The organism is Bacillus mycoides (assembly GCF_001757995.1).
Lineage (GTDB): Bacteria > Bacillota > Bacilli > Bacillales > Bacillaceae_G > Bacillus_A > Bacillus_A mycoides_B.
Map to the genome: position 1 here is coordinate 1 of NZ_LXLV01000068.1, position 22,387 is coordinate 22,387.

Consider the following 22,387-nt stretch of genomic DNA (forward strand, 5'->3'; position numbering starts at 1 on the left):
ATTTATCTGAATAAGTTTGAAATTTATCCCCTTTTTTAACCATAATAAAATCCCCTCCAAGTAAAAGTGTAACATCCATGTGTATTCATGGTCTTTTTACACTGTCTACCTTAAGGGGATAATATCATATAAGAGTGTCTTTTCCGATAGTTTTTTAGCAGAAGCAAGAAGCTCCAACTATGATTAATAAAATAAATAATACAACTAATAAAGCAAAGCCGCCGCCACAACTACTACAACTACCACCAAAGCCCATAATAGTTCCTCCTTTAGATAAGAGGCGAAAACAAGGTGTCACTCATGTATTTTAACGGATTCAATTTACTTTATGTTTTTACTCATTAATTGAGCAGGTCCTTTAAGAAAAAAAGAAAAGACACCCTAAGGTGCCTTCCTCCGACTTGATAACCAAGTTTTATGTATTAAACTTCTATCCAATATTCTTGGAATTTTAATTCTTTTTTTCGAAAATTTCCAATCGTACACCTTACGAAGTTTACAATTATTTACAGGTTAATCATACCAAATAATTGTATAGACAACGAGACTTGTATTTGAATTCCAATAAACTTATTATTTGGATGTAGGGTGAAAAATAGAAAAATAAAAATATAAAGAAAACGTTATGTCGTAGGAGGAATTTATTATGAAGAACAAGATTTTTAAAGGTACAGCAGTAATGCTACTAGTATTCTAATGAATGACAAGTTTGTTATAGTATTAGCTATTCTAATCTGTTTAATTTTCTATTTTGGTGTAGATTATTTATTAAGTTTAAACACTCCAATAGCAATTGGTATTGCAGGTTTAGTTATTTTATTTTGGTTTGTTGTAATGGTTCTAACACGAAAGAAATAGATTGATAGTAATTTAAAAATAGTATTTTACTGATGTATAAACCTAAAAAACTCCCTTTAGATGCCTAAGGGGAGTTTTTTTAAAATCTATATTTTATATGGATTAAGGATAACGAGGTTTTTTGATAAAAATACACAAAAACCCCGAATCATGGGCTTTTTTTAAGTGCCCATGATTCGGGATACAGTTCAATGCGACAGGTTCTTTTTGTTACTTATTTATGAAAAGAAAAAAATGACGAAATGATTAGCATGTTTACTATACAAGAGGAAGCATCCATAATTTCCATATGATACTTACGATTACTATAAGTACAAAATCAAAAAAATCTAATCTCGGACCCTTTTTCATAGTCATATCTAACCACATATGAACCAATTTCAATCTTTTGTATTTATGAATATTTTTCTTTGCAAATCGGTAAGTGAGCACTTGCATGATGTAAATTCCAGTTACGCAAATAAACAATAAGATGAGAAATTCAACCACGAAATTCCTCCCTATTTTTGAAGCGTTTTTTCTACTATACGGTTCTTCAAAACCCAGTCTTCAAACTGAGCACTTCCAAATTCCCAGCTCAAATCACGAGCATGTACAGAAAAAACGTAATAACCGGCATATTCGTCCATAAACATTCCTGCCCCTACATCATCTTTCTGAATACCATATACTCCAAAATTAAAATATACATCCCACACGTCTTCATGCTTCCTCTTATAAGCAATCGATTCCATATCACATTCAGTTCCGAAATAATCAAGATGTAAATGTACGCTATCATCGTATTCGTAATCCATTTTATCACCCCTTATATTTGTACTTCTTTACTACCCAAAAAATTCCTGCTATATATACTCACATATGGGCACTTACCTACATATTATGCTTGTAGATTGACTTCTAGGAGGTGTCATATAGTGAAAAAATTAATAACTGCTTTTTGCATCATGTTACTAGCTGTTTTCACATTCGCTGCTTGTAGTAGCACAAAAGAAAATACAAAAGAACAAGCTCAAAAAATTCGCGTTGGCGAAGTTACCCACTCTCTTTTCTACGCACCATTATATGTTGGAATTGAAAAAGGATTTTTTAAAGATGAAGGTTTAAATATTGACTTACAAACAACAGCTGGCGGAGATAAAACGATGACCACCCTTTTATCTGGCGGCATTGATATTGCGCTCGTTGGTTCAGAAACGTCTATTTATGTTCATCAACAAGGAGCAAAAGATCCTGTCATTAATTTTGCGCAGCTTACACAAACAGATGGCACATTTTTAGTTTCCCGTAAAAAGTTAGACTCTTTTAATTGGAATGACGTAAAAGGCGTTACATTTTTAGGACAGCGTAAAGGCGGTATGCCACAAATGGTTGGTGAATACGTTTTAAAGAAAAATGGCATTGACCCTCGCAAAGATACGAACTTAATTCAAAATATCGAGTTTGCTAACATTGCAAATGCCTTTGCATCTGGTACGGGAGAATTTGTACAGCTCTTTGAACCGACTGCAAGTATACTTGAAAAAGAAGGAAAAGGTTATATCGTCGCGTCTTTCGGAGCTGAATCTGGTACTGTCCCTTATACAACGTTTATGGCAAAAGAAAGTTTCTTAAAGAAAGATAAAGCTGCTGCAGAAAAATTCACGCGCGCACTATATAAAGCACAGCAATGGGTTGATACACATAGTCCAGAAGAAATTGCTACCGCTGTTTCCCCATTATTTAAAGACACTTCAAAAGACATTTCAGTGAAAGTAATTGAGCGCTACAAAAAACAACATTCTTATGCGACAAATCCATTATTAGATGCTGAAGAATGGAAACAGCTCCAAACGATTATGAAAGAAGCTGGCGAATTACAAAAAGAAGTTCCACATGAAACGCTCGTCAATACAAAAATTGCCGAAAGCGTTATTAAGAAATAGAGGCGAAGTGTATGAGTTTTTTACAAATACGTAACGTTTCTCACTGCTTTTTTGCAAAAGAAAATGCGAAACTTATTCTTGAAGATATGAGCTTGCACGTAGAAGAAGGAGAGTTTATTTCTATTCTTGGTCCGAGTGGTTGCGGAAAAACAACGCTCCTCTCCATAATTGCAGGGCTACTCGATCCAATTGAAGGAATCGTATTTTTAGATGGTGAACCGATCACAACGATGACCCCATCTATGGGCTATATGCTCCAGCAAGATTACTTGTTTCCTTGGAAAACAATTGAAGAAAATATTATGCTCGGACTTCATATTCGGAAGATTTATGATAAAAATACGAAGGAACATACATTAAAGCTTTTAAAGCAAGTCGGCTTACATGATATAGAACAGCAATATCCTCGTGAGCTATCCGGCGGTATGCGCCAACGTGCTGCCCTCGTTCGAACATTAGCGACCGATCCGAAAATTTTATTGCTAGATGAACCATTTTCCGCTCTCGATTATCAAACAAAATTAAAACTAGAAGAACTCGTCTTCACATTACTACGTAAATACAAGAAAACATCACTACTTGTGACACATGATATTGAAGAAGCAATTGCGATGAGCGATCGCATTTATTTACTGCAAGCGAACCCTGGAAAAATTGCAAAAACGTTCATCGTCCCAGAAAGTATCCGTTCTTTATCGCCGTTAGAAGCACGCCACCACCATGACTTCCCAGTCCTCTTCCAAGAAATATGGAAGGAGTTGGAACGACTTGGATAATATAAAACAACTACATGAACAGTTTCGAAGAAAAGAAAGACAACATGCATGGTTAGCTCGCTCTTTACAACTTTTACTGCTCGTTCTCTTCTTCGCGTTATGGGAAATAGCTAGCAAGAAAGAGTGGATTGATCCTTTACTCTTTAGCTCTCCCTCGAGTATTTGGGATCTCTTCTTAACGAAATGGATTGACGATTCACTTTGGATTCACATATGGACGACGTTACTTGAAACAGGAGTAGGCTTCATTCTCGGCACTGTACTCGGAGCTATTATCGCTACTCTCCTTTGGTGGATGCCACTTTTAGCTCGTGTACTCGATCCATATCTCGTCGTCCTAAACGCAATGCCAAAAGTGGCACTTGGTCCAATCATCATTGTAATTTTCGGACCAAACATTTCATCTTCTATCGCAATGGGGGTAATCATCTCCATCATCATTACCATTCTCGTTATTTACAGCGCATTTCAAGAAGTCGATTCCAACTATGTAAAAGTCATGGATACATTTGGATCCACTAAATGGCAATGCTATAAGCACGTTATTCTCCCTTCATCCTTCCCTGCCATTATTTCAACGTTAAAGGTGAATGTTGGCTTATCATGGGTCGGTGTTATTTTCGGAGAACTCCTCGTTTCTAAACAAGGACTTGGCTATTTAATTAGTTACGGATTCCAAGTCTTTAACTTCACACTCGTCTTACTGAGTGTATTGCTCACATGTATCCTTGCAACTCTTATGTATGTATTTGTCGAGGCATTCGAAAAACTCCTTATTGGGAAACGAAAAAGAAGCTGACTCAAAACCGTGCACTAGAGTCAGCTTCTTTCTTTTATCTTTGATCGCACATTTTTGCATCATTTGTAACATTGCCATTAGCAACCGTAACTGTATGGAAGCAATCTTTCACACGCACCGTAACAACATTATCTTTTCGATCTATCACATGATAATCATTAAACTTTTTATCCAATGCACTACGAATTTGCTCCCCTTCAAAAATCGGAAAACCGTGAGACATTACCCAAATGAGACCAGCAACAGCAAGAATCGTTTTCATACGTTTCATTACCTCCTCGAGAGTAAACTTATAGCCCCTATAATATGCGCATTATAATTGTGTCTAATTTGTGACATTTTTATACTAATTCTATTTTATAGCGCTAGTTCCTTCTTCTTTTTAGAGAAAAGACAGAATTTTCAATTTTATCAACATAAAAAAACGAAAAGAACTAAAACTCTTCACGTTTTCCCTTGGCTAAAATATATCGAACACATAACTCGCATTAGTGTCCACTTGGTTGTTCTATCGTTTTCGAAACATCATATAATCCCGCTAACACTTCCGCTCTCATTTTTACAAGCTCAGGGAATTGATAGAAGAAATCAATTTTTTTATACTTTAACTCAGTTCCTTCTTTCACCTTTTTTGAATCTTGTAAAATAAACGTTGTAAATGTATATGCAATATCCTCTGCTACATTTGCCGTCCCATACAGTGAAACAAACTCATCATGCTTTTCCTTAAAAAATGCAATTTGAGCTTCTTCACTTTCTTCCACTTTCTTTTCTGTCCACTCCTGCTCAATTTGTTTCCAAAATAAATTATGGAATTGATTTATATAAGAGCTTTCCTTCGCACATCCTTCTTGTAAAAAAAGAGATTTACATTTATTTTGGTATGATGAAATATTTTTATCTTCTTCAAAAGCTTTTAAGTACTTTTCATTTACTGGTATCTGTTTATGTCCTAGCGTTAATACATGAGCCGTTTCATGTATTAATGTTTTTATCAATTGATCGATATTTACTGCAGAGTCAAGCGTATCTAAACTAAGAGTCCATTCTTTCGGATACTCCATGCTAGGCATAACATGAGCTACTACTCCACCGTAACCATCTGTTACCATATCAAACTCTTTGATGTCATTACGATACTTAGTTGGAATAAGAGTGCTATACATCTCCCATAACGATTCATGATAATCTCTATCTTTACGTTGCTTTAATACTACTTCTTCCGCTCCCTTATCATCAACAAATGCTTTATTTAAACGTTTCCGTTCTATTTTTTCAAAATAAGGATCTACAATTTCCTCACCATCAATATAATACGAAGCTAAAAAGAAATAATTTTCATCATCCTCTTTTTTCATTTCCGCTTCTTTCATATCATTACTTGAATTTCCTTCTAAATCATAATCCTCTGGTACTTCAAGTTCTGAAAGTCCATCTATCTGTTTATATACTTTTTGAAGCGTTTTATCGCCTATTTGTGTGCATTCTTCTGTCGTTTCGCACACATCTTTCTTCTCTCTTTTCGAAGTTTGCTCCGCCATATCACATCCAGCTACTAAGCCAATTGAAATTATAAAACAAACTAATTTCCCATACAGTTCTTTCATTTGAACCTCCGTCGTTACAGTCTACAAAAATATGATAATCATTTTTTCACAAATATGCGATAATTATTTATAAAAACTTTGAGGAGGTTACATATGATTCGTACGGTGCTATTTGATTTAGATGGGACACTATTAGATCGTCGTCAATCTTTAGAAAAGTTTATTCATGATCAATATAATCGCTTCGCCTCTCACTTGATCAGCGTAGAAAAATCCGAGTATTGCTCTCGGTTTCTTGTACTCGATAATAACGGCTATACGTGGAAGGATAAAGTATATGCTACTCTCCTTCGCGAATACAACATTAGCACTTTAACGCAAGAGCAACTGTTGCACGACTACATTACAAACTTTCAACATCATTGTATTCCTTTCCCAAACATGCATGAATTACTTCAACAACTGACTCAGCACAATATAAAAATTGGTATTATTACAAACGGATTTACTGAATTTCAGATGGGCAACCTTCGAGCACTAAACATACATACGTATACAAACACAATTCTCGTTTCAGAAGCTGAAGGAATTAAAAAACCTCATCCTGAAATTTTCGAACGTGCTTTGCAAAAGCTACATGTTACAGCGGAAGAATGCCTTTACGTTGGAGATCATCCAGAAAACGATGTACTTGGGGCTGAAAACGTAGGAATTCATGGCGTTTGGAAGAGAGATTTATTTTGGGGTGACTTTACACATTCACGTGTGATTAATGATTTATTAGAGGTTCTTTCGTTTTTAGAGGTGGAAGTAAAGACATAACAATAGTAAATAAATTATATCAGCGATTTTTGAAATATATCGCCTTACCGATAAAAGCTGACAAACAAAAAGGAGGCCATTGTTAAAAAAGCCTCCCCTTCCTTTATTATTCATAAACTGTAAACTGCGGTTTACTCGGATGGTCTATCACTTGCGCATCATCTGGAAACTTTGAAACTTTTTGATATAGGGCAATGTCACCGATACAACCTGCTGTTAGTAGAATCCCTAAAAATGAGAGTGGCTCCAGATTCATAGCTAATCCCAATACAATTGGTAAAATTCCAGTTGGTAAAAACGGAAGCATTAACACTTTCTTCATTTGCTTTACTGTAATCGCCTTTTTAGAATGAGCATATGCAACACCTAACTTCCAATTGACACCCCATTTCAGCTTACTCCATGGAACACCTCCGATATAGCGAAATCCTATTAAATGTATCGCTTCATGAATACAAATGAGAACAATCATTGCGATAATAAAAAGAAACAGGGTTGGTAACGTAATTTCAACTTGAACCCCGCCTGAAAGAAGTGAATGTAAAAAACTAATTCCAATCGCCAGAGCGAATGCTATACAACATGAATAGAAATTTAATTTAACCATCGAAACAGTAACAGTCGTTTCTTTTCTTTTATCCATCTTTCCCCTCCTAAGATGTAAATATATCTTTACAAAATTGTATAATATACCCAAAATAATGTAAGGATATATTTACATTTATTCTTGAACACATAAAAAAAGAAATCGGCCACTTTACTTCGTAAAGCAACCGATTTCTTCTATATGTTTCATCGTACGCGCTAATACATCATCGCGCATAATAAAGCTAAATTTTCTATCAGTTTTAATATTATCAGGAATGTCTTTTAATAAAACAGACCCTTTCGTTTCTTCGTAATGCGTATGCTGCTCTACCGCACTAATTGTTGCAAAATAAATGTTTTTAATGATTATTTTGTCTTTTCCGGATACTTTGTATTGCCCTAAGTAAGTTAAATCAGAAACTATGCCGCCGGTTTCCTCATGAACTTCTCGAACTGCCGCTTCTTCCGGTGTTTCCCCGAGTTCTACTTTACCACCTGGAAATTCAAGACCACGGCGTAAATGATGCGTTAATAACCATTGATCCCCGTACCGGCATACAACCCAAACATGCTTTGGCTCAGGAGAAAATGGGTAACGTTCAAACGATAATTGTACAGTGTTGTGGTAATAATCTTTAAATTTGTACATGCCATTACTCCCCTATTGATGATTACAAGTTTTTCCTACCACAAATTGTAGCATATTCTCGCTTTTCTGCATAATATTATCCAATTACAATCCATTGATTATTCCCATTTGCGCGACTAATTCTTTCGTTTCATGATTCCCTAGATCATAAATCATTTTATATGCTTTTTGTAGTTGTTCATCATATCGATCATTATTCGAATCGTGATGATACTCAACGAATGGAACGTGGGAGCGTACATACGAACCTAAGTCCTCTTCATACGCTTGATCAAAATACTCTCTTAACTCCGTAATCTCCTCGTCATTTGCATAAATCTCAAAATTATACGTATCCGCCGTCTTCACTTGCGAAATTTGACCATTTCCAACTGATATATAATATGTTTTTTTATTCTCCATGTAACACCCTTCTTTCATCCTTTTAATTTCTATTGTTTTCATTAATTACAAAATTATGTAAAATAAAGAAAAGGAGGGATTTCATGCTCAAAATATTAATTATCGGAATTATAATCGTACTGATTATATTAGTACTCTCCGTTATGACGATTAATAAAGGCTATTCTTACAAACATTCGATTGATAAACCAGAAGATAACCCTTATACAAAAAACAGCAAGGAGGATTCATAAAATGCTTCGTATACTTCGCATCATAATCGCACTTACTGTGATAATTATGTCGGCAATTGGGCTCTATACAGGTCAAAATAACTTTCTACCTCTTTCACAATTTCTATTAGGTGCTTTAATGTTCCTCATTGCAATTGAACAAATAAAAAAGAAGGATTCAGGAACTGGATTTATTTGTATTGCTGCTGGGGCTTTCATTTGGATTGTTCTCATCATTACATACATAAAATAGAAGGAGGGTCCTTTATGTTAAAAGGATTTCGAATTACTTTTTCACTTATCACTTTATCTATAGCAATCTATAGTTTTATCAGCGGCAACAGAGACATTATGCCTTACATGTTCATTTCCTTAGGATTGATGGCTTTCACTATAGGTCTAGAAGAAATAAAAAAAGACAGAAAATCTAGCGGCACACTTGCTTTCATGGCTGGTGCTGGTGCTTTATTTCTTAGTTTGTCAGAACTATTCCGGTAAATAGTCTATTTAAAGGAGGTTATACAATGCTAACTGGATTACGGATTTTTTTAGCACTTCTCACGCTTCTCGTACTCTCTCTTTGCACTTATTCTCTTATTACCGATAATTTCACACTTCTCCCATACATACAATTTACTCTCAGTTGTTTCTTTATTCTTCTAGGAATTAATGAACTGAAATCCGGACGAAAATCAATGAGTATTCCGTGTTTTTTCGTTTCTAGTCTTATATTCTTCGTTTTAATATCGAACTACTTTCGCTACATGTAGCATTAAACTTTAAATACCAACTACGAACTGTTATTACATTGGAGTCTAATTTAAAAATACAAAAAGGTAGGGGTTAGTATGCTAAAAATATTTCGCATTATATCTGCTCTTATCGTCATCGCTCTCGCTCTATATGGAATGTTTAGAAACCCGCTTGTTACGATGCCCTATATGCTTATTGCCTTATCTATTATGACTTTCATCATGAGTGCAGAAGAAAAACAGAAAGGAAAGAAAGTACATAGTACACTCTCCTTCTTTTCTGGCGTATTTACTTTAATCGTTGCTATTATAATTATGATCTCCAGGTAACTAACTCTTTCTACTTAAAAGGGGCTAAAATGCACATAAAACAAATAGAACTAATCATCGTTTTTATTACTTTAATTCTATGTTTATACAGCACATTTACAATGAACTTTCAAATCTTTTCATCTATCATTTTGTTTCTCTTTAGTTTGTATGGCATTTTAGTAGGAATTGAGACGATTCAAAAGCAGTAAAAGCAAATTGGAGCTATTAGCATCGGTTTAAGTATGTTTACCATTATTTTTTTTATCCCATTTATACTGTTCTTCTAAGGAGGATTTCGTATTGAAAAATATTCGCATTATACTAGCAACTATTGCCCTCATTCTCGCTCTACTTAGCCTCTTTGCAAATCTCACTGTACTTTTACCCTACGTATTTAACCTTTTAAGTATTATGTTTATCTTTTTTGCAATTGATGAATTGAAGCAACAGCAAAAAGCAAAAGCATTTGTTTATTTTCTCGTTTCCGCTGCTATTTTATATGTTGGAGTATCTAGTATACTTTCATAAAAAGAAGAGCATGTTTTCTCTTAACAAAATAAAAAACTGCCCTTTCACAGGCAGTTTTCACTTTATCCAAACACTTTCTCAAGTTCATCTTTATCTTGGCTTAACCAGAAGTTCATTAAGCGTTGTGCTCCTTCTAAGTCATGAAGCTTCGCTTGGCCACATTGTGTTTCATTTGCAGCTGGAATTTCTGTAATTTGAACCGCGTCTTTTAATGTTAGTTCTAATAAATCAATGATTTCTCGAACCGTCGGTGTTCCGCTAACAACAAGATAATATCCTGTTTGGCAACCCATTGGTGAAATATCGATAATATCAAAATGCGGATAACGATCAATATATTTACGTAAATTAAATGCTAATAAATGTTCTAACGTATGAATAACATCTGGTTTCATTGCTTGTTTATTCGGTTGGCAAAAACGAATATCAAATTTATTTACAATACCGTCACTACCTACATTGTGGACTCCGCAATGTCTTACATAAGGCGCCTTTACAATCGTATGGTCTAATTCAAAGCTTTCTACTGATGGCATACAACATCTCTCCCGCTTTTAATTTAATTCCGTTATATCCAATATGATATAACGGAAATCCACATTAGTAAAGTATTATGTACAGTCGTGCTATAATACTTTAAGACTATGCTGAAAAGGAGACCATTATGAAACAGATTTTTATCGGTATTATACGCTTTTATCAAAAGTTCATTTCTCCAATGACACCACCAACGTGTCGCTTTCATCCGACTTGCTCTCATTATGGATTAGAAGCGTTTCAAAAACATGGTGCACTCAAAGGATTTTGGCTTACATGTAAGCGTATATTAAAATGCCACCCTTTCCATCCAGGAGGATTTGATCCTGTCCCAGATAAAAAGGATGACAAAGTAAATTCTTAATTGTCGTAACCATTCACAACTAAATCTAATTTTCCTGTGTCAGGATCTATAACAAGACCGTGAACAGGTACTTCTTCCGGAAGTAACGGATGGTTGCGAAGTATTGACACACTATGTTCTACACTTTCTTCTACACTAGAGAATCCTTGTAGGAATCTTTCTAAATCGATTCCAGAATAACGAAGTGTATCTAATTTCTCTTCTGTTACGCCGCGCTCTTTCATTTTTTCAATTGTACTGCTTGCTTGAATTTTTGCCATGCCACAATCATGATGACCGACAACACATACTTCGTCAGCTCCAAGCTCATATACAGCGACTAAAATACTACGCATAATACTTCCGAATGGATGCGAAATAACAGCGCCTGCTACTTTAATAATTTTCACATCACCGTTACGCATATTCATTGCTTTCGGTAATAGTTCAACAAGACGAGTATCCATACAAGAGATAATTACCATTTTTTTGTTTGGAAATTTTCCTGTTTCATACTCTTCGTATTTTTTCTCTTCAACGAACTTTTCATTGTATTGTAAAATCTCTTCTAATGACTTCATAGTTAAAAACCCTCTTTTCTCTCATTTACACTACATAGATAGTGTACCAAAATATGAAAAACTCAAAAAGGATATTGTTTTATTATAAAAGCAATATATTTTCAGATAACCGACATAATTCTTTCAAAATATACACACAGCTTTGTAACAAGTCACACATACTTTACCCCTATTCTCACTATAAACTAACTGTAGATAATGTAAAAAGGAGTGAATATTTATTATGTCCGACGTTCTGTTACTGAGTCGTTTTCAATTTGCAATTACTATTTTTTATCACTTTTTATTTGTACCTTTGACAATCGGACTTGTTATTTTAGTAGCATGTATGGAAACTCAATACGCCCGCACATTGAATCCAACATACCGCAAAATGGCAAATTTCTGGGGTAAATTATTTACAATTAACTTCGTAATGGGGATTATAACCGGGATTACGATGGAGTTCCAATTTGGCACAAACTGGTCTGAGTACTCCAAATATATGGGAGATATTTTCGGATCACCTCTCGCAATCGAAGCACTCGTTGCCTTCTTCTTAGAATCTACTTTCATGGGAATATGGTTATTCGGTAAAGACAAAATTTCACCAAAGTTCCGTGCTTTCTGTATGTGGATGGTTGCACTTGGAACAAATATTTCTGCCCTTTGGATTATTACTGCAAACGGATTCATGCAAAATCCTGTTGGGTACGTAGTCCGTAACGGACGCGCTGAATTAAATGACTTCTGGGCTCTTGTTACAAATCCATATGCATGGAATATGTTCTTCCATACTGTAATTAGTTGTTATATTGTCGGTGCTTTCTTCGTTATGGCAATTAGTGCATATCATTTACTACGTAAAAACGAAGTAGAATTCTTCAAAAAGTCTTTTAAGTTTGGTTTAATGTTAGGATTATTCGCAGCAACTATTACACCTTTTATGGGACACCAATCTGGTGTATCAGCAGCTAAGTATCAACCAGTAAAAGGGGCTGCAATGGAAGCTGTTTGGGAAACTGGAAAAGGACAAGGCTTCTCAATCATTCAAATTCCTGATGTGAAAAATGAAAAAAACTTTGAACTACTTACAATTCCAAAACTCGGAAGTTTCTTCTATACAAACTCATTTGATGGAGAAATTGTTGGTTTAAAAGATATTCCGAAAGAAGATCGTCCAAACGTTAACCTCGTGTACTATAGCTTCCGCTTAATGGTTGCGCTTGGCATGTTCTTTATGGCATTAACTTGGTTCGGTTTCTATTTAAACCGAAAAGGAAAACTAGAAAACTCAAAACGCTATTTAAAAATTACAATGTGGTCTGTCTTACTTCCGTATATCGCAATTAACGCTGGTTGGATCGTTGCTGAAGTAGGTCGTCAACCATGGACAGTTTATAAACTAATGCGTACAGCTGAATCTGTGTCACCTATATCAGTTCCACAAATTTGGTTCTCATTAATTAGTTTAATATTGTTCTACACTTTACTTTTAATTGCAGACGTATACTTAATGCTGAAGTTCGCGAAAAAAGGACCAGCTGCATTAGAAGACCATAATACTGAAGGAGGTACAGCTCATGTCTCATGATATGCTTGCAGTCATCTGGTTCGGTTTATGGGGCGTAATTTGGACAGTTTACTTCATTCTTGATGGCTACGCACTCGGTAACGGGATGATTTTCCCATTCGTTGCGAAAGACCGACAAGAACGAAATCAATTACAAGAAGCTATCGGCCCGTTCTGGGGTGGTAATGAAGTATGGTTGATTACAGCTGGTGGCGCGACATTCGCTGCCTTCCCAATCACATATGCAAATATGTTTAGTTACCTATATACGCCACTATTTTTAGTATTACTTGCACTATTTGCTCGTGCCGCTGGACTTGAGTTTATGCATAAAGACGATTCACCAATTTGGCAAAAAACTTGTAAATGGGCATTTACAATTGGTAGTTTCCTAATCGCCTTCTTATTCGGTGTTACATTCGCTAACCTATATTACGGACTAGAAATCGGAAAAAACGGTTATGAAGGAAACTTACTTAGCTTACTAAACCATTACGGTATTTTAGGTGGTCTTTTCTTCACTGCCATATTCGTCGTATCTGGTGCCCTTTGGGTTATGATTAAAACGACTGGTGAAGTATCTGATCGTGCTTATAAAATCGCAAGACCATTTTCAATGGCAGCTGCTATCATTTTAGCTATCTTCTATGTCGCAACTGCAAATCGTACAAATTTATTCCAAAACTTTACGGAATATCCTGTACTATTCATTCTACCAGTACTTGCAATGTTAATGAGTGTACTCGCACTTATTATGGTGTACAAACATAAAATCGGCCTTGCATTCACATTCGTTTGCTTAACAATCGCAATGTTTATGACAACTGGCTTTGCAGGTATGTTCCCAAGAATGTTACCATCTCGTATTAACGATGCTTACAGCACAACGTTATACAACGCAGCTGGTAGTCAATTAAACTTAAAAATTATGTTCTTCGTTGCAATCGTCATGGTACCAATTGTTATTGGATATCAACTTTGGAGCTACAGTATATTTAAAAATAAAATTCATAAAGACTCTGCTAAAGGGTATCACTAAGATGAAAAAAGACACTTCGTTTGAAGTGTCTTTTTTACGTATGATTTTCGATAAGATGTTATATTTCCAATCTAACAACTATGATACAGAAGAATCACTAACAGCTCACAGCTAAATTGTATCACACAGCGGACACATCACTTTATGCAATTTTACATATAAAAATTATAACGTAGATTGAATTACTTGATCATACACATCGCTATCACTTACATCCGCTGTACTAATACCACTAAATGTCCTCACATTAAATCCAGTATTTGATGATCCTGACCCGTTATAAGCTTTCGTTTTTTCAATTGGATGTACGTTATATTTATCACCTAAGTTAATTGTCCCGTTACAGTTCTCAATAATAACACCTTCAACAACAGCTGGCATTTTGTCACCTACTTTCATTTCGTTACTTTTATTTTATGAGAATCGCCTAAAAAAATAGCATGTTCAAATAAGAAAAAGCACTCTGCTGAGTGCTTTTTCTTATTTACCTTTTTTCTTTCTCTCACAAGCAATTCCATCGCCGTCACGATCTAAATGCTTACCGTAATACGGACTATCTCTTGTAATATCATAAACTCCAGCATCGTTTGCTTCTTTACAGTTAGCAAAGCGTTTTGGTTCCGGCTTCACCTCTGGTTGTGGTTGTTCTTGTCTTGCTCCTGGTCTTTCTTCAAGCGGTAATGTCGCGTTATATAAGAACTGAACGTATTGCTCACGACTTACATGCATTCTAGGTGCGAATTTACCATCACCAGTTCCAGCTGTAATATAATTTGATTTAACTGCAGTAATCGCAGGATTCGCCCATCCATTTCTATCTACATCCGGGAAATTATGGTCCCCTCTTATTTGCAATTGGAACCCTTTTGTTAACATTTGTGCCATTTCATCGCGAGTTAACGAATCTTTCGGTCTAAAGTTCCCTGTGCCATCTCCAGCAAATGCACCCATCTCTGTTAAAGCAAGAATCTCTTTTTTAAACAGAGTCGAACGATCAGTAACATCTTTATACGGATTATTATACTGTTCTTTTACTGCTGGCTTTAATTGACGGAACATAAGGGCTGCAACTTGCTCACGAGTTACATCATCACCAAATCCAAAAATCCCATTTCCATATCCAGCAACAATGTTTTTATTTGCTAAGTCCATAATTGCCTTATAAGCCCAATGATTGTTTGGAACATCTTTAAACTCTATACTTGCCTGCGCCGTTCCAATTGAAGTAAATGCTGTTGTTGCAACAATTGCACCTGTTAAAAGTAATTTTTTAAATCTCATGCTTAAATCTCCTTCTCTTTTCCATAATAACCATTTAACAACATAACAAATTATCCAAATACACCTTGTCATATTATGTCGAATGCAAAAAAGAACCCAAATGGATTCTTTTTTTGCCAAGCATGAATAGCTAGTTTGGAGACAGTTGACTTCTTCAAAATTTTATTAGGGGTAATATTTTGAAAAAGAAAGCCTTTCATATGTAACTTAACATCATTGGAATATATAGTAAATTGATAATATTTATACGGAAGATTGCTAATGTTTAGTATAGATATTTTCCACTATATTAACAGTGATAACTATCTATATTCAACAACAAAAAGGCGCCTTTTAAGAAGACTCCCTTTCCCCTGTTTATATACAGCCCATCCCACTTTTCGTAAACACACACTAGAAAACAGAATCATTAATCGTTACAAGATTGTTAGATACAAAAAGAGTAGAGGCTAATGTTTGTATACAATTCTGCTTTATAGCATGTATCCACAATTTATATTTTAATCCTCTTTCATTAAAAAGGAACAAAATATGCAAAATTACATATTTCGAAGAAAAAGACACTCTACAGAGTGCCCTCTAAACCATTTTACTTTTAATATATCGCTTTGAATACATTTTATCATATTTATCTATATCGTTTATTGAGAAAATTCTAAATCGTTATTTTTATTATTAATAACTTCAAAATCATGTAGTATTAGGGGTGCAATAAAAACATCATAAAAATTGAGGTGTACAACATTTATGTATCTCGGAATTATTCCTCTTATATTGTTTATTATTTTTCTTATCTCTTACTTAAAAGATCCACGGAAAATAATAAACGGTTTTTTATTTAATGCCTTTTTCTGTTCATTTCTATTATTTTGTGCAATCGCCTCGTTTACATCTGGTAGCAACGCTTTACATTTCATCGTTATTCTACCTATGATAGCACTGCTTGTAATGATACCTTTTGGCATCGTCGCTTTAATGTTTGGGCTATTTCTTAATGCGAGAATCTTGATGAAGCGTGAAGGACGACGATTTACAAACTCTTTAACTTTAATTGCAGCTTTAGGGATTTTATTATGTATACTACTCCCTATCATAAATCCAGCAAGTTTAGTCTCAACACACTTTCAATTTATTTTTGCTGCGATTTCTCTTATAACAATGTATTTCTTTATACATTTATCTAACTTCTTAAGCGCCTATTTTCTATACCAATTCAACAGACCAAGACGTAACCAAGATTTCATCATCGTCCTTGGTAGCGGCTTAATTAATGATAAAGTACCGCCTTTACTTGCAAGTCGTATTAATAAAGCTATCGACTTTTATTGGAAACAAGCAGCTGTGAATACACCACCAACAATTATTTTCTCTGGTGGACAAGGTCCAGATGAAGGGCTTCCTGAAGCAGAAGCGATGCAAAATTATGCGGTTGAAAAAGGAATTCCTCTTGAACACACAGTGCAAGAAAATCGCTCTGTAAACACATATCAAAATATGTCGTTCTCTAAAGAAATTATGGATTCTTTAAAAACTGAAGGGAAGTATAGAAGTATTTTTACAACGAATAATTTCCACCTTTTCCGCGCCGGTATATATGCAAGACAAGCTGGTCTTAATAGCCAAGGAATTGGATCAAAAACTGCATTTTATTACTGGCCTAATGCAATGATTCGCGAATATGTTGCAATCGTCGTTATGGGACGTAAACGACATATGAAAGTGTGCGGAACTATTTTAGGATTCTCTTTATTCCTAACAGTACTTAGTTTTATATTTTCTTAACAACCCCCCATCCTTTGAACGGATGGGATTTTTTATACGAATTCCAAAAATATTTTAATGGTAATATGGTGATAATATTCCCTGCATACATCCATTAAAGGAGAATTTTTTCAAATAAAATGTTAGAATGAAATTTAGATGTGAATTATGTAACAAATACGAAACTAGTTTGAAACGAGGAAATTATATGGAGAAAATTATGAAAAACAAGCCCAATAAGCTGAAAATCGCTTCAAAAGCTTTGATGATTATTATTGGGGCATTTATCACAGCATACGGATTAGAAGCCGTATTAATTCCAAACAACGTATCAGACGGTGGTGTAACTGGTTTAAGTATCGTTAGTTCGAGATTATTCGGGTTACCATTAGGACTTCTAATCGCAGTCGTTAACATCCCTTTCGTTTGGTTAGGATATAAACAAATCGGTAAAAGCTTTGCAATTTATTCTATTATCGGGATTGCTTCGCTAGCAGTAGGTACCGTTCTCATGCACGGAGTACCAACAATTATTGAGGGCGATACACTTTTAATTACTGTTGTTGGTGGTATTATTATCGGTTTTGGTATGGGACTAGCATTACGTAATGGCGGGGCATTAGATGGAATCGATATGCTAGCCGTATTACTTTCTAGAAAGTTACCATTTGGAACAAGTGATCTTATTTTATTCTTAAATATGTTTGTCTTTATTTTTGTCTCAACAGTATTTGGTCTTCAAGGAGCTATCCTTTCGGCGATTGCTTACTTTATCGCTTCTAAAGTAATTCATATTGTTGAAGTTGGTTTAAGTGGTTCTAAAACGTTTAAAATCATTACAAAAGAACCTGAATTAATAGTAGAAACAATTCGTGATCGTTTAGGTCGAAGTGCAACATACAATGAAGTTTATGGTGGGTATTCAAGAGAGAAATTTAAAGAAATCTCTTGTGTAATTAACCGTTTAGAAGAAAGTAAAATGAAAGAACTTATTCATGAAATTGATCCAAATGCCTTTATTACAGTTTATGACGTAGCAGAAGTAAAAGGCGGTAATTTCAAGAAGCATGATATTCATTAATCGTTATGAAAAACGAGGCTGTGCCAACATTTGGGCACAGCCTCTTCTTATTATTAAGTTACTACTGTTATCAGTTTTTGTTGGTAAATCGATATTTCTTGTAAAATCGTTGATATATTGCAAGTTATGATAGATATATTCGAAAAATCGTTGATATATTTTATTCCCCCCATCTTCCTCCTCTTTTAATCCAATCTACATACTTTTGAAAGGCGTTCACTTCATGTTGAAAGCGAAGCGGAAAATATAGAAAAAGAGTACATGTACATATTATCCATAGAATACCTACTATAAAGTGAAATTTCATCGTTGTACTAATGAACAAACTGAGGAATAAGACGAGGAACATAATTAAACTAAATCTTTTGTACATAGTCATACTAATCCCTCCTTATGTATTAAGTGTACCAGCTATAAGGAATTAATTACCATAAAAAAAGACCGAAAAGCAAATTCCACTTTTCGATCTCTATACTATCTTCTCTTCGTAATTTTCCCTGAACCGCCAACCCTTGTTTTCGGGGGAGACGTATTCTTTGGTGGCGTTTTAATAGATGATTTCGGCTTCACATCAGATCCGCTCGAGCCACCTGGATTTTTCGTGATTTTCCCTTTGCTTCCGGTAGAAGGCGGAGGCGTCGTTTTACTTCCTTTTTCCGTAATACTTCCTTTATCACCTACTGATGATTTCGGATCTACATTATCTCCTCGCTTAATGATAGATCCTTTCCCTTCCTTCGTAATTGGAGGCGGGGTTTTCTTTTCTTCTTTCGTAGGTGGTCTTTCCGGGATAACCGGTTTATGATTTTGTCTGTCATTATATCCACGATAATCACCGTATGATGATTTTCGTGAACCGAATATATCGTTTAATATACTCCCCATAATATATCCTTGTAAGAAGGATGGTTGGTAATTTTGACGGACAAATTCTTCATTACTTATTTCAATTAACGTATCAGATGGTTTCTCTTTATCCTTTTGTAAATTATACATTTTATCAGAATAAACGAGGAACATTTGATTTTCGTCTTCTTTAGATGCTTGCTTCGGTTTCCTTTCGGCTATAAGTTCCTTTGCAACTTCAGGAACTGACCGATTAGCGGCCCTATACACGTAAGATTCTTGTTTACCATCCTTTGCGACAGACTCTAGTGGATAACGGTCCTGAATTGACTTCGCCTGACCACTTTGACAGCCCGATAAAGCATAACCGGCAATAACAAGTAATGTAACGATAGCAAGTATAGGGATTACGAACGATTTAATCATGGTAAACAATCGGTTTGACATGATTACGCCCCCTTATGTTGCTCTTATGATTTGTACATCAGCAGGAATAATTGCTTCTCCCTCATACATCATTGTGCGACCATTTTGCCATTCAACACGTAATAATTTGCGGTTGTCAGACTGGAATTCCCATACGTACTGTTCTTCTGAAGCAGCGAATGGCGTTTTCCCCATAACAACAACACGTCCATTATATTGTTCTTCCATATGATACTCTATATCATCCATTTCAATCGTCGTCGGAATTTCATCGATTGAATCTAAACGACCGTCAATCGGTGTATACAATTTGTAATACGTATTTTCACGGTCTTCAATTTTTAAATAACGAATATCTTTCCCGTCCTGCAAGGTTAAAACAATCTCCTTGCGAGAATGCATGCTCGTTTTCCCAGTTAATTCGTACATTACTAACGAAACTTCAATCATATCGCCAGGAGCCAACGTTAAAAGACTCTTTTCTGGCTTCGGCGGCTCCGGACTCTTCATTATATTTTTAATACGTTTAAATAAACTCACAATCTACCCCTCCTTCTCTCTTTATAAACAAGCACCTAAAATAAGTGCACCAACAATATGTAATGAACCAGCTAACAACGCATGTGCTACGCTGCCTTCTTTCGTTCCTTCTTCTAAATCAAGACCTGCCATTTTTCTTAAAACAAATTCAATAAACATTTCTACAACTAATAAAATAACGAAAGAAACTGCTGAAGCAAGAAGTGCCTGCCATAAATCATTCGCTTTCGTAATCGATTGGGATAAAATATAACCTTGCGCAAATAATTTCATAACGAAACGAGTTGTTACAGCTGTATTCCCGTTTTTTATTTCTTTTAAATCATTGTATTTTGTAAAAATCGAATCAACCCACATAATTGCAAATAAAAGTACCGCACTCGCTCCAGTCCATACAAGCATGGCTAAAACATTCGTCCACGTCATTGCAAAACCTCCTCTAAAAGGTAATAGAAAACCGACATGAATTCTCTTCAGACATGCCGGCTTCTTTGTCTATTCTATATTATTTCTCATACTGCTTCATAATACGAGCTAATTCATCGTCAACAGCAGAATTTTTGTTTAAGCTTGCGAATTCATCGTCTAATGACTTTTCTTTCTTGTAAATTTCACCGCTTGCTTCTGCTTCAGCCTCTAATTGAAGAGCTTTCTCTTCCATACGGCTTAAACCAGCTTTTGCTGTATTTGAGTCAAATCCAGACATCGCCTGATTAATATTCTTTTGTGCTTTCGCTGCATTTACACGTGCTACAAGTGTTTCACGTTTGTTTTTCAGCTCTGTTAATTGCTTACGCATTTCTTCTAGCTTAAGGCGAAGATTATCAGCAGCAGCTTTATTTTGCTCATAGCTCGCTTTATATTCATTCATCTTTTGCTCTGCATTTTGTTTTTCTTCAAGAGCACGACGTGCAAGATCAAGATTGCTTGCTTGAACAGCCATATGAGCTTGCTCTTCACGTTTTTTCACAAGTGCTTCTTGCTCTTCAAATAATATTTTGAATTTCTTCTCAAGTGCGATTTGAGCTGCTACACTTTTCTCAGCTTCTTGTACATCCGCTTGCATATCGCGTAAATATTGATCCGTCATCTTAACTGGATCTTCAGCTTTTTCAATTAATGAATACACATTCGACATTGTTAAATCTCTTAATCGTTTAAATACAGACATCCAAATTCCTCCTATGATATACCTCATATTTCAAATTCACTACTCGGAAATTTAAAAATCTCCCTTTACAGTAAAGAATATTCATTTTTACAGCCTATGTGTTTATTATAACAAAACAAAGATGTCCTTACATGTTATTTCCAAAATATAGACAATATAATATGACATTCCAGATAGAATATTGTATTCCTACTATATTCTTATTATTTCTCTTTAAAATTAATTTATTTTTGCGCGATTTCACTAAATTACATAAGTGTAATGTTACTGTAAGCTAACTCGATAGTTACGTTTCAACATTTCTTATACACTAATACCAGAAGCAACGAAATAACAAAAATGTTTCTCAACATGTAAGGACTAATACAAAAACTGTATTTACTATAAAACATATAAAAAGGAGAAATCATCATGAAAAAATTAGTAGGAATCGGATTAGCAGCAGCAATTTCATTTGGAGCATTATCAGGTTGTTCTTTATTAGGAGAGAAAGCAAACGGTTTTGTACTGTACGGAACGGAAGAACAAGTAGCACAAATTGCCGATAAAAACAAAAAAGAAGTAAAAGAAAAAGATGTATACAAAATGAAACTTACAACGTTAGAAGATAAGAAAGTTCTTGTAATGGATAAGAAAACTGGTGAAGAACTGGTAAAAAAAGAGTTACTTAACAAAGTGGATGCAAAAGACGACACGAAACCACTTGATAAATTACCGGCTGTAACAGCAGAGCAAGGTGTATTATTCGCAAAAAACAAAGTTGAAAATGCTACAATTGATGGCGCAAAAGTAAAATATGAAGGCAACACAATTATCGGAAGTGGCCGTGCATATGCAGATATGTTCGCGATTGTTGATGATGCAACTTACGGAAATGTAAAGGGTGAAGAAAAATCTGTAGGTGTATTGAAATTTGATAAAGACCCTAGTAAAGAATTCCCAGGGAAAAATGGTGTAGAAACATCACAACTTGTAAAAATTAAAAAGTAATTAAAAAAGCTTTGCGAAATTCGCAAAGCTTTTTTCTATTTATCCCGCATTAACGGACAGTAAGACTCC

Annotated in this window: 32 protein-coding genes and 1 pseudogene; 16 read left to right on the forward strand and 17 right to left on the reverse strand. The window is 35.0% G+C overall.

Annotated elements, in window-relative coordinates:
- Nucleotides 1-154: 154 nt before the first annotated feature.
- The 3 genes from BWGOE10_RS30535 to BWGOE10_RS23840 all read right to left on the reverse strand — a co-directional run bounded on the left by BWGOE10_RS30535 (nt 155) and on the right by BWGOE10_RS23840 (nt 1,655).
- Nucleotides 155-256, reverse strand: coding sequence for a YjcZ family sporulation protein (locus tag BWGOE10_RS30535; protein WP_000505688.1), 102 nt, complete (start codon nt 254-256; stop codon nt 155-157).
- An 860-nt stretch (nt 257-1,116) separates the two neighbouring features.
- Complete coding sequence (locus tag BWGOE10_RS23835; RefSeq protein ID WP_070145228.1) at nt 1,117-1,347, reverse strand: hypothetical protein; 231 nt, start codon at nt 1,345-1,347, stop codon at nt 1,117-1,119.
- Nucleotides 1,348-1,358: 11 nt separating this feature from the next.
- A complete protein-coding gene (locus BWGOE10_RS23840) occupies nt 1,359-1,655 on the reverse strand; it encodes a DUF3986 family protein (protein ID WP_070145229.1) in 297 nt (98 codons plus the stop codon).
- 120 nt (nt 1,656-1,775) lie between these two features.
- Here BWGOE10_RS23840 and BWGOE10_RS23845 point away from each other — a divergent pair, with 120 nt between their 5' ends.
- From BWGOE10_RS23845 to BWGOE10_RS23855, 3 genes are read left to right on the forward strand one after another with little or no spacing between them, the layout of a single operon-like run.
- Complete coding sequence (locus tag BWGOE10_RS23845; RefSeq protein WP_070145230.1) at nt 1,776-2,783, forward strand: ABC transporter substrate-binding protein; 1,008 nt, start codon at nt 1,776-1,778, stop codon at nt 2,781-2,783.
- An 11-nt stretch (nt 2,784-2,794) separates the two neighbouring features.
- Nucleotides 2,795-3,559, forward strand: a complete 765-nt coding sequence (locus BWGOE10_RS23850; protein ID WP_070145231.1) for an ABC transporter ATP-binding protein — start codon at nt 2,795-2,797, stop codon at nt 3,557-3,559.
- On the forward strand, nt 3,552-4,358 hold the full coding sequence (locus BWGOE10_RS23855; protein ID WP_070145232.1) for an ABC transporter permease: 807 nt from the start codon (nt 3,552-3,554) through the stop codon (nt 4,356-4,358). Before BWGOE10_RS23850 ends, BWGOE10_RS23855 begins: the two co-directional genes overlap by 8 nt.
- Before the next feature lie 34 nt (nt 4,359-4,392).
- On the opposite strand, the gene BWGOE10_RS23860 is transcribed toward BWGOE10_RS23855, so the two are convergent.
- Nucleotides 4,393-4,620, reverse strand: a complete 228-nt coding sequence (locus BWGOE10_RS23860; RefSeq protein WP_070145233.1) for a hypothetical protein — start codon at nt 4,618-4,620, stop codon at nt 4,393-4,395.
- A 226-nt stretch (nt 4,621-4,846) separates the two neighbouring features.
- Nucleotides 4,847-5,965 (reverse strand): hypothetical protein, encoded by a 1,119-nt coding sequence (locus BWGOE10_RS23865; RefSeq protein ID WP_070145234.1) that lies wholly within the window; start codon nt 5,963-5,965, stop codon nt 4,847-4,849.
- Nucleotides 5,966-6,058: 93 nt separating this feature from the next.
- Here BWGOE10_RS23865 and BWGOE10_RS23870 point away from each other — a divergent pair, with 93 nt between their 5' ends.
- On the forward strand, nt 6,059-6,727 hold the full coding sequence (locus BWGOE10_RS23870; protein WP_070145235.1) for an HAD family hydrolase: 669 nt from the start codon (nt 6,059-6,061) through the stop codon (nt 6,725-6,727).
- A gap of 106 nt (nt 6,728-6,833) precedes the next feature.
- Here BWGOE10_RS23870 and BWGOE10_RS23875 read toward each other — a convergent pair whose 3' ends face one another.
- From BWGOE10_RS23875 to BWGOE10_RS23885, 3 genes are all read right to left on the reverse strand, one after another.
- Nucleotides 6,834-7,370, reverse strand: coding sequence for a DUF3267 domain-containing protein (locus BWGOE10_RS23875; RefSeq protein WP_070145236.1), 537 nt, complete (start codon nt 7,368-7,370; stop codon nt 6,834-6,836).
- Nucleotides 7,371-7,484: 114 nt separating this feature from the next.
- Nucleotides 7,485-7,964: an antimutator 8-oxo-(dGTP/GTP)ase gene (mutTA, locus tag BWGOE10_RS23880; RefSeq protein ID WP_002015736.1), complete on the reverse strand. Its 480-nt coding sequence runs from the start codon at nt 7,962-7,964 to the stop codon at nt 7,485-7,487.
- An 84-nt stretch (nt 7,965-8,048) separates the two neighbouring features.
- A complete protein-coding gene (locus BWGOE10_RS23885) occupies nt 8,049-8,366 on the reverse strand; it encodes a hypothetical protein (protein WP_002089150.1) in 318 nt (105 codons plus the stop codon).
- Between the two features lie 83 nt (nt 8,367-8,449).
- On the opposite strand from BWGOE10_RS23885, the gene ytzI reads away from it, so the two are divergent.
- The 6 genes and pseudogenes from ytzI (at nt 8,450) to BWGOE10_RS23910 (ending at nt 10,170) form a co-directional block, all read left to right on the forward strand.
- Complete coding sequence (ytzI, locus tag BWGOE10_RS23890) at nt 8,450-8,599, forward strand: YtzI protein (protein WP_070145237.1); 150 nt, start codon at nt 8,450-8,452, stop codon at nt 8,597-8,599.
- Between the two features lies 1 nt (nt 8,600).
- The gene (locus BWGOE10_RS23895; protein ID WP_070145238.1) at nt 8,601-8,831 is read left to right on the forward strand and encodes a DUF3953 domain-containing protein; all 231 of its coding nucleotides are present in this window, start codon (nt 8,601-8,603) and stop codon (nt 8,829-8,831) included.
- Nucleotides 8,832-8,845: 14 nt separating this feature from the next.
- Nucleotides 8,846-9,076: a YczI family protein gene (locus BWGOE10_RS23900; RefSeq protein ID WP_070145239.1), complete on the forward strand. Its 231-nt coding sequence runs from the start codon at nt 8,846-8,848 to the stop codon at nt 9,074-9,076.
- 350 nt (nt 9,077-9,426) lie between these two features.
- Entirely contained in the window at nt 9,427-9,660 is a 234-nt protein-coding gene (locus BWGOE10_RS23905; protein ID WP_070145240.1) for a hypothetical protein, read from the forward strand.
- Nucleotides 9,661-9,689: 29 nt separating this feature from the next.
- Nucleotides 9,690-9,929: pseudogene (locus BWGOE10_RS30545) on the forward strand (hypothetical protein).
- Between the two features lie 13 nt (nt 9,930-9,942).
- Nucleotides 9,943-10,170 carry a DUF3953 domain-containing protein gene (locus tag BWGOE10_RS23910; protein WP_070145241.1) on the forward strand — a complete coding sequence of 76 codons (228 nt, stop codon included), beginning with the start codon at nt 9,943-9,945 and terminating at the stop codon, nt 10,168-10,170.
- Between the two features lie 62 nt (nt 10,171-10,232).
- On the opposite strand, the gene luxS is transcribed toward BWGOE10_RS23910, so the two are convergent.
- On the reverse strand, nt 10,233-10,706 hold the full coding sequence (luxS, locus tag BWGOE10_RS23915) for an S-ribosylhomocysteine lyase LuxS (RefSeq protein WP_001141371.1): 474 nt from the start codon (nt 10,704-10,706) through the stop codon (nt 10,233-10,235).
- A 128-nt stretch (nt 10,707-10,834) separates the two neighbouring features.
- On the opposite strand from luxS, the gene yidD reads away from it, so the two are divergent.
- On the forward strand, nt 10,835-11,071 hold the full coding sequence (yidD, locus tag BWGOE10_RS23920; RefSeq protein WP_000809328.1) for a membrane protein insertion efficiency factor YidD: 237 nt from the start codon (nt 10,835-10,837) through the stop codon (nt 11,069-11,071).
- Here yidD and BWGOE10_RS23925 read toward each other — a convergent pair.
- Entirely contained in the window at nt 11,068-11,631 is a 564-nt protein-coding gene (locus BWGOE10_RS23925) for a beta-class carbonic anhydrase (RefSeq protein WP_002015742.1), read from the reverse strand. The two genes, yidD and BWGOE10_RS23925, sit on opposite strands and share 4 nt — an antisense overlap.
- Before the next feature lie 223 nt (nt 11,632-11,854).
- Here BWGOE10_RS23925 and cydA point away from each other — a divergent pair, with 223 nt between their 5' ends.
- Both cydA and cydB read left to right on the forward strand, forming a co-directional pair.
- A complete protein-coding gene (cydA, locus tag BWGOE10_RS23930) occupies nt 11,855-13,204 on the forward strand; it encodes a cytochrome ubiquinol oxidase subunit I (protein WP_070145242.1) in 1,350 nt (449 codons plus the stop codon).
- Entirely contained in the window at nt 13,194-14,222 is a 1,029-nt protein-coding gene (gene cydB / locus BWGOE10_RS23935) for a cytochrome d ubiquinol oxidase subunit II (RefSeq protein WP_070145243.1), read from the forward strand. The genes cydA and cydB overlap by 11 nt, the downstream gene beginning before the upstream one ends.
- Nucleotides 14,223-14,387: 165 nt before the next feature.
- Here cydB and BWGOE10_RS23940 read toward each other — a convergent pair whose 3' ends face one another.
- Nucleotides 14,388-14,621, reverse strand: a complete 234-nt coding sequence (locus BWGOE10_RS23940; protein WP_070145244.1) for a spore germination protein — start codon at nt 14,619-14,621, stop codon at nt 14,388-14,390.
- Between the two features lie 81 nt (nt 14,622-14,702).
- The gene (locus BWGOE10_RS23945) at nt 14,703-15,503 is read right to left on the reverse strand and encodes an S-layer homology domain-containing protein (protein WP_070145245.1); all 801 of its coding nucleotides are present in this window, start codon (nt 15,501-15,503) and stop codon (nt 14,703-14,705) included.
- A gap of 747 nt (nt 15,504-16,250) precedes the next feature.
- On the opposite strand from BWGOE10_RS23945, the gene BWGOE10_RS23950 reads away from it, so the two are divergent.
- Both BWGOE10_RS23950 and BWGOE10_RS23955 read left to right on the forward strand, forming a co-directional pair.
- On the forward strand, nt 16,251-17,285 hold the full coding sequence (locus tag BWGOE10_RS23950; RefSeq protein ID WP_070145246.1) for a YdcF family protein: 1,035 nt from the start codon (nt 16,251-16,253) through the stop codon (nt 17,283-17,285).
- Between the two features lie 187 nt (nt 17,286-17,472).
- Nucleotides 17,473-18,345 (forward strand): YitT family protein, encoded by an 873-nt coding sequence (locus BWGOE10_RS23955; RefSeq protein ID WP_002145219.1) that lies wholly within the window; start codon nt 17,473-17,475, stop codon nt 18,343-18,345.
- Nucleotides 18,346-18,505: 160 nt separating this feature from the next.
- Here the strand turns inward: BWGOE10_RS23955 and BWGOE10_RS23960 are convergent, their stop codons facing one another.
- From BWGOE10_RS23960 to BWGOE10_RS23980, 5 genes are all read right to left on the reverse strand, one after another.
- On the reverse strand, nt 18,506-18,724 hold the full coding sequence (locus BWGOE10_RS23960) for a hypothetical protein (protein ID WP_070145247.1): 219 nt from the start codon (nt 18,722-18,724) through the stop codon (nt 18,506-18,508).
- A 95-nt stretch (nt 18,725-18,819) separates the two neighbouring features.
- Nucleotides 18,820-19,638 carry a DUF4247 domain-containing protein gene (locus tag BWGOE10_RS23965; RefSeq protein ID WP_002199038.1) on the reverse strand — a complete coding sequence of 273 codons (819 nt, stop codon included), beginning with the start codon at nt 19,636-19,638 and terminating at the stop codon, nt 18,820-18,822.
- 12 nt (nt 19,639-19,650) lie between these two features.
- Entirely contained in the window at nt 19,651-20,157 is a 507-nt protein-coding gene (locus BWGOE10_RS23970; RefSeq protein ID WP_000051748.1) for a DUF4178 domain-containing protein, read from the reverse strand.
- A 21-nt stretch (nt 20,158-20,178) separates the two neighbouring features.
- Nucleotides 20,179-20,583: a DUF350 domain-containing protein gene (locus BWGOE10_RS23975; protein WP_070145248.1), complete on the reverse strand. Its 405-nt coding sequence runs from the start codon at nt 20,581-20,583 to the stop codon at nt 20,179-20,181.
- Nucleotides 20,584-20,662: 79 nt separating this feature from the next.
- Complete coding sequence (locus BWGOE10_RS23980) at nt 20,663-21,328, reverse strand: PspA/IM30 family protein (protein WP_070145249.1); 666 nt, start codon at nt 21,326-21,328, stop codon at nt 20,663-20,665.
- 411 nt (nt 21,329-21,739) lie between these two features.
- On the opposite strand from BWGOE10_RS23980, the gene BWGOE10_RS23985 reads away from it, so the two are divergent.
- A complete protein-coding gene (locus tag BWGOE10_RS23985; protein WP_070145250.1) occupies nt 21,740-22,318 on the forward strand; it encodes a lipoprotein BA_5634 family protein in 579 nt (192 codons plus the stop codon).
- Nucleotides 22,319-22,387: the final 69 nt, after the last annotated feature.

Excerpts from the sequence above, each read along its gene's own strand:
- BWGOE10_RS23925 (WP_002015742.1), bottom strand. The coding sequence starts at position 11,631 with ATGAAGTCATTAGAAGAGATTTTACAATACAATGAAAAGTTCGTTGAA.
- cydB (WP_070145243.1), top strand. The coding sequence starts at position 13,194 with ATGTCTCATGATATGCTTGCAGTCATCTGGTTCGGTTTATGGGGCGTA.
- BWGOE10_RS23865 (WP_070145234.1), bottom strand. The coding sequence starts at position 5,965 with ATGAAAGAACTGTATGGGAAATTAGTTTGTTTTATAATTTCAATTGGC.
- BWGOE10_RS23860 (WP_070145233.1), bottom strand. The coding sequence starts at position 4,620 with ATGAAAACGATTCTTGCTGTTGCTGGTCTCATTTGGGTAATGTCTCAC.
- cydA (WP_070145242.1), top strand. The coding sequence starts at position 11,855 with ATGTCCGACGTTCTGTTACTGAGTCGTTTTCAATTTGCAATTACTATT.
- mutTA (WP_002015736.1), bottom strand. The coding sequence starts at position 7,964 with ATGTACAAATTTAAAGATTATTACCACAACACTGTACAATTATCGTTT.
- BWGOE10_RS23950 (WP_070145246.1), top strand. The coding sequence starts at position 16,251 with ATGTATCTCGGAATTATTCCTCTTATATTGTTTATTATTTTTCTTATC.
- yidD (WP_000809328.1), top strand. The coding sequence starts at position 10,835 with ATGAAACAGATTTTTATCGGTATTATACGCTTTTATCAAAAGTTCATT.
- BWGOE10_RS23980 (WP_070145249.1), bottom strand. The coding sequence starts at position 21,328 with ATGTCTGTATTTAAACGATTAAGAGATTTAACAATGTCGAATGTGTAT.
- BWGOE10_RS23900 (WP_070145239.1), top strand. The coding sequence starts at position 8,846 with ATGTTAAAAGGATTTCGAATTACTTTTTCACTTATCACTTTATCTATA.
- BWGOE10_RS23885 (WP_002089150.1), bottom strand. The coding sequence starts at position 8,366 with ATGGAGAATAAAAAAACATATTATATATCAGTTGGAAATGGTCAAATT.
- BWGOE10_RS23895 (WP_070145238.1), top strand. The coding sequence starts at position 8,601 with ATGCTTCGTATACTTCGCATCATAATCGCACTTACTGTGATAATTATG.
- BWGOE10_RS23875 (WP_070145236.1), bottom strand. The coding sequence starts at position 7,370 with ATGGATAAAAGAAAAGAAACGACTGTTACTGTTTCGATGGTTAAATTA.
- BWGOE10_RS23870 (WP_070145235.1), top strand. The coding sequence starts at position 6,059 with ATGATTCGTACGGTGCTATTTGATTTAGATGGGACACTATTAGATCGT.
- BWGOE10_RS23960 (WP_070145247.1), bottom strand. The coding sequence starts at position 18,724 with ATGACTATGTACAAAAGATTTAGTTTAATTATGTTCCTCGTCTTATTC.
- BWGOE10_RS23905 (WP_070145240.1), top strand. The coding sequence starts at position 9,427 with ATGCTAAAAATATTTCGCATTATATCTGCTCTTATCGTCATCGCTCTC.
- BWGOE10_RS23985 (WP_070145250.1), top strand. The coding sequence starts at position 21,740 with ATGAAAAAATTAGTAGGAATCGGATTAGCAGCAGCAATTTCATTTGGA.
- BWGOE10_RS23840 (WP_070145229.1), bottom strand. The coding sequence starts at position 1,655 with ATGGATTACGAATACGATGATAGCGTACATTTACATCTTGATTATTTC.
- BWGOE10_RS23965 (WP_002199038.1), bottom strand. The coding sequence starts at position 19,638 with ATGTCAAACCGATTGTTTACCATGATTAAATCGTTCGTAATCCCTATA.
- BWGOE10_RS23975 (WP_070145248.1), bottom strand. The coding sequence starts at position 20,583 with ATGACGTGGACGAATGTTTTAGCCATGCTTGTATGGACTGGAGCGAGT.
- BWGOE10_RS23955 (WP_002145219.1), top strand. The coding sequence starts at position 17,473 with ATGGAGAAAATTATGAAAAACAAGCCCAATAAGCTGAAAATCGCTTCA.
- BWGOE10_RS30535 (WP_000505688.1), bottom strand. The coding sequence starts at position 256 with ATGGGCTTTGGTGGTAGTTGTAGTAGTTGTGGCGGCGGCTTTGCTTTA.
- ytzI (WP_070145237.1), top strand. The coding sequence starts at position 8,450 with ATGCTCAAAATATTAATTATCGGAATTATAATCGTACTGATTATATTA.
- BWGOE10_RS23945 (WP_070145245.1), bottom strand. The coding sequence starts at position 15,503 with ATGAGATTTAAAAAATTACTTTTAACAGGTGCAATTGTTGCAACAACA.
- BWGOE10_RS23940 (WP_070145244.1), bottom strand. The coding sequence starts at position 14,621 with ATGAAAGTAGGTGACAAAATGCCAGCTGTTGTTGAAGGTGTTATTATT.
- BWGOE10_RS23850 (WP_070145231.1), top strand. The coding sequence starts at position 2,795 with ATGAGTTTTTTACAAATACGTAACGTTTCTCACTGCTTTTTTGCAAAA.
- luxS (WP_001141371.1), bottom strand. The coding sequence starts at position 10,706 with ATGCCATCAGTAGAAAGCTTTGAATTAGACCATACGATTGTAAAGGCG.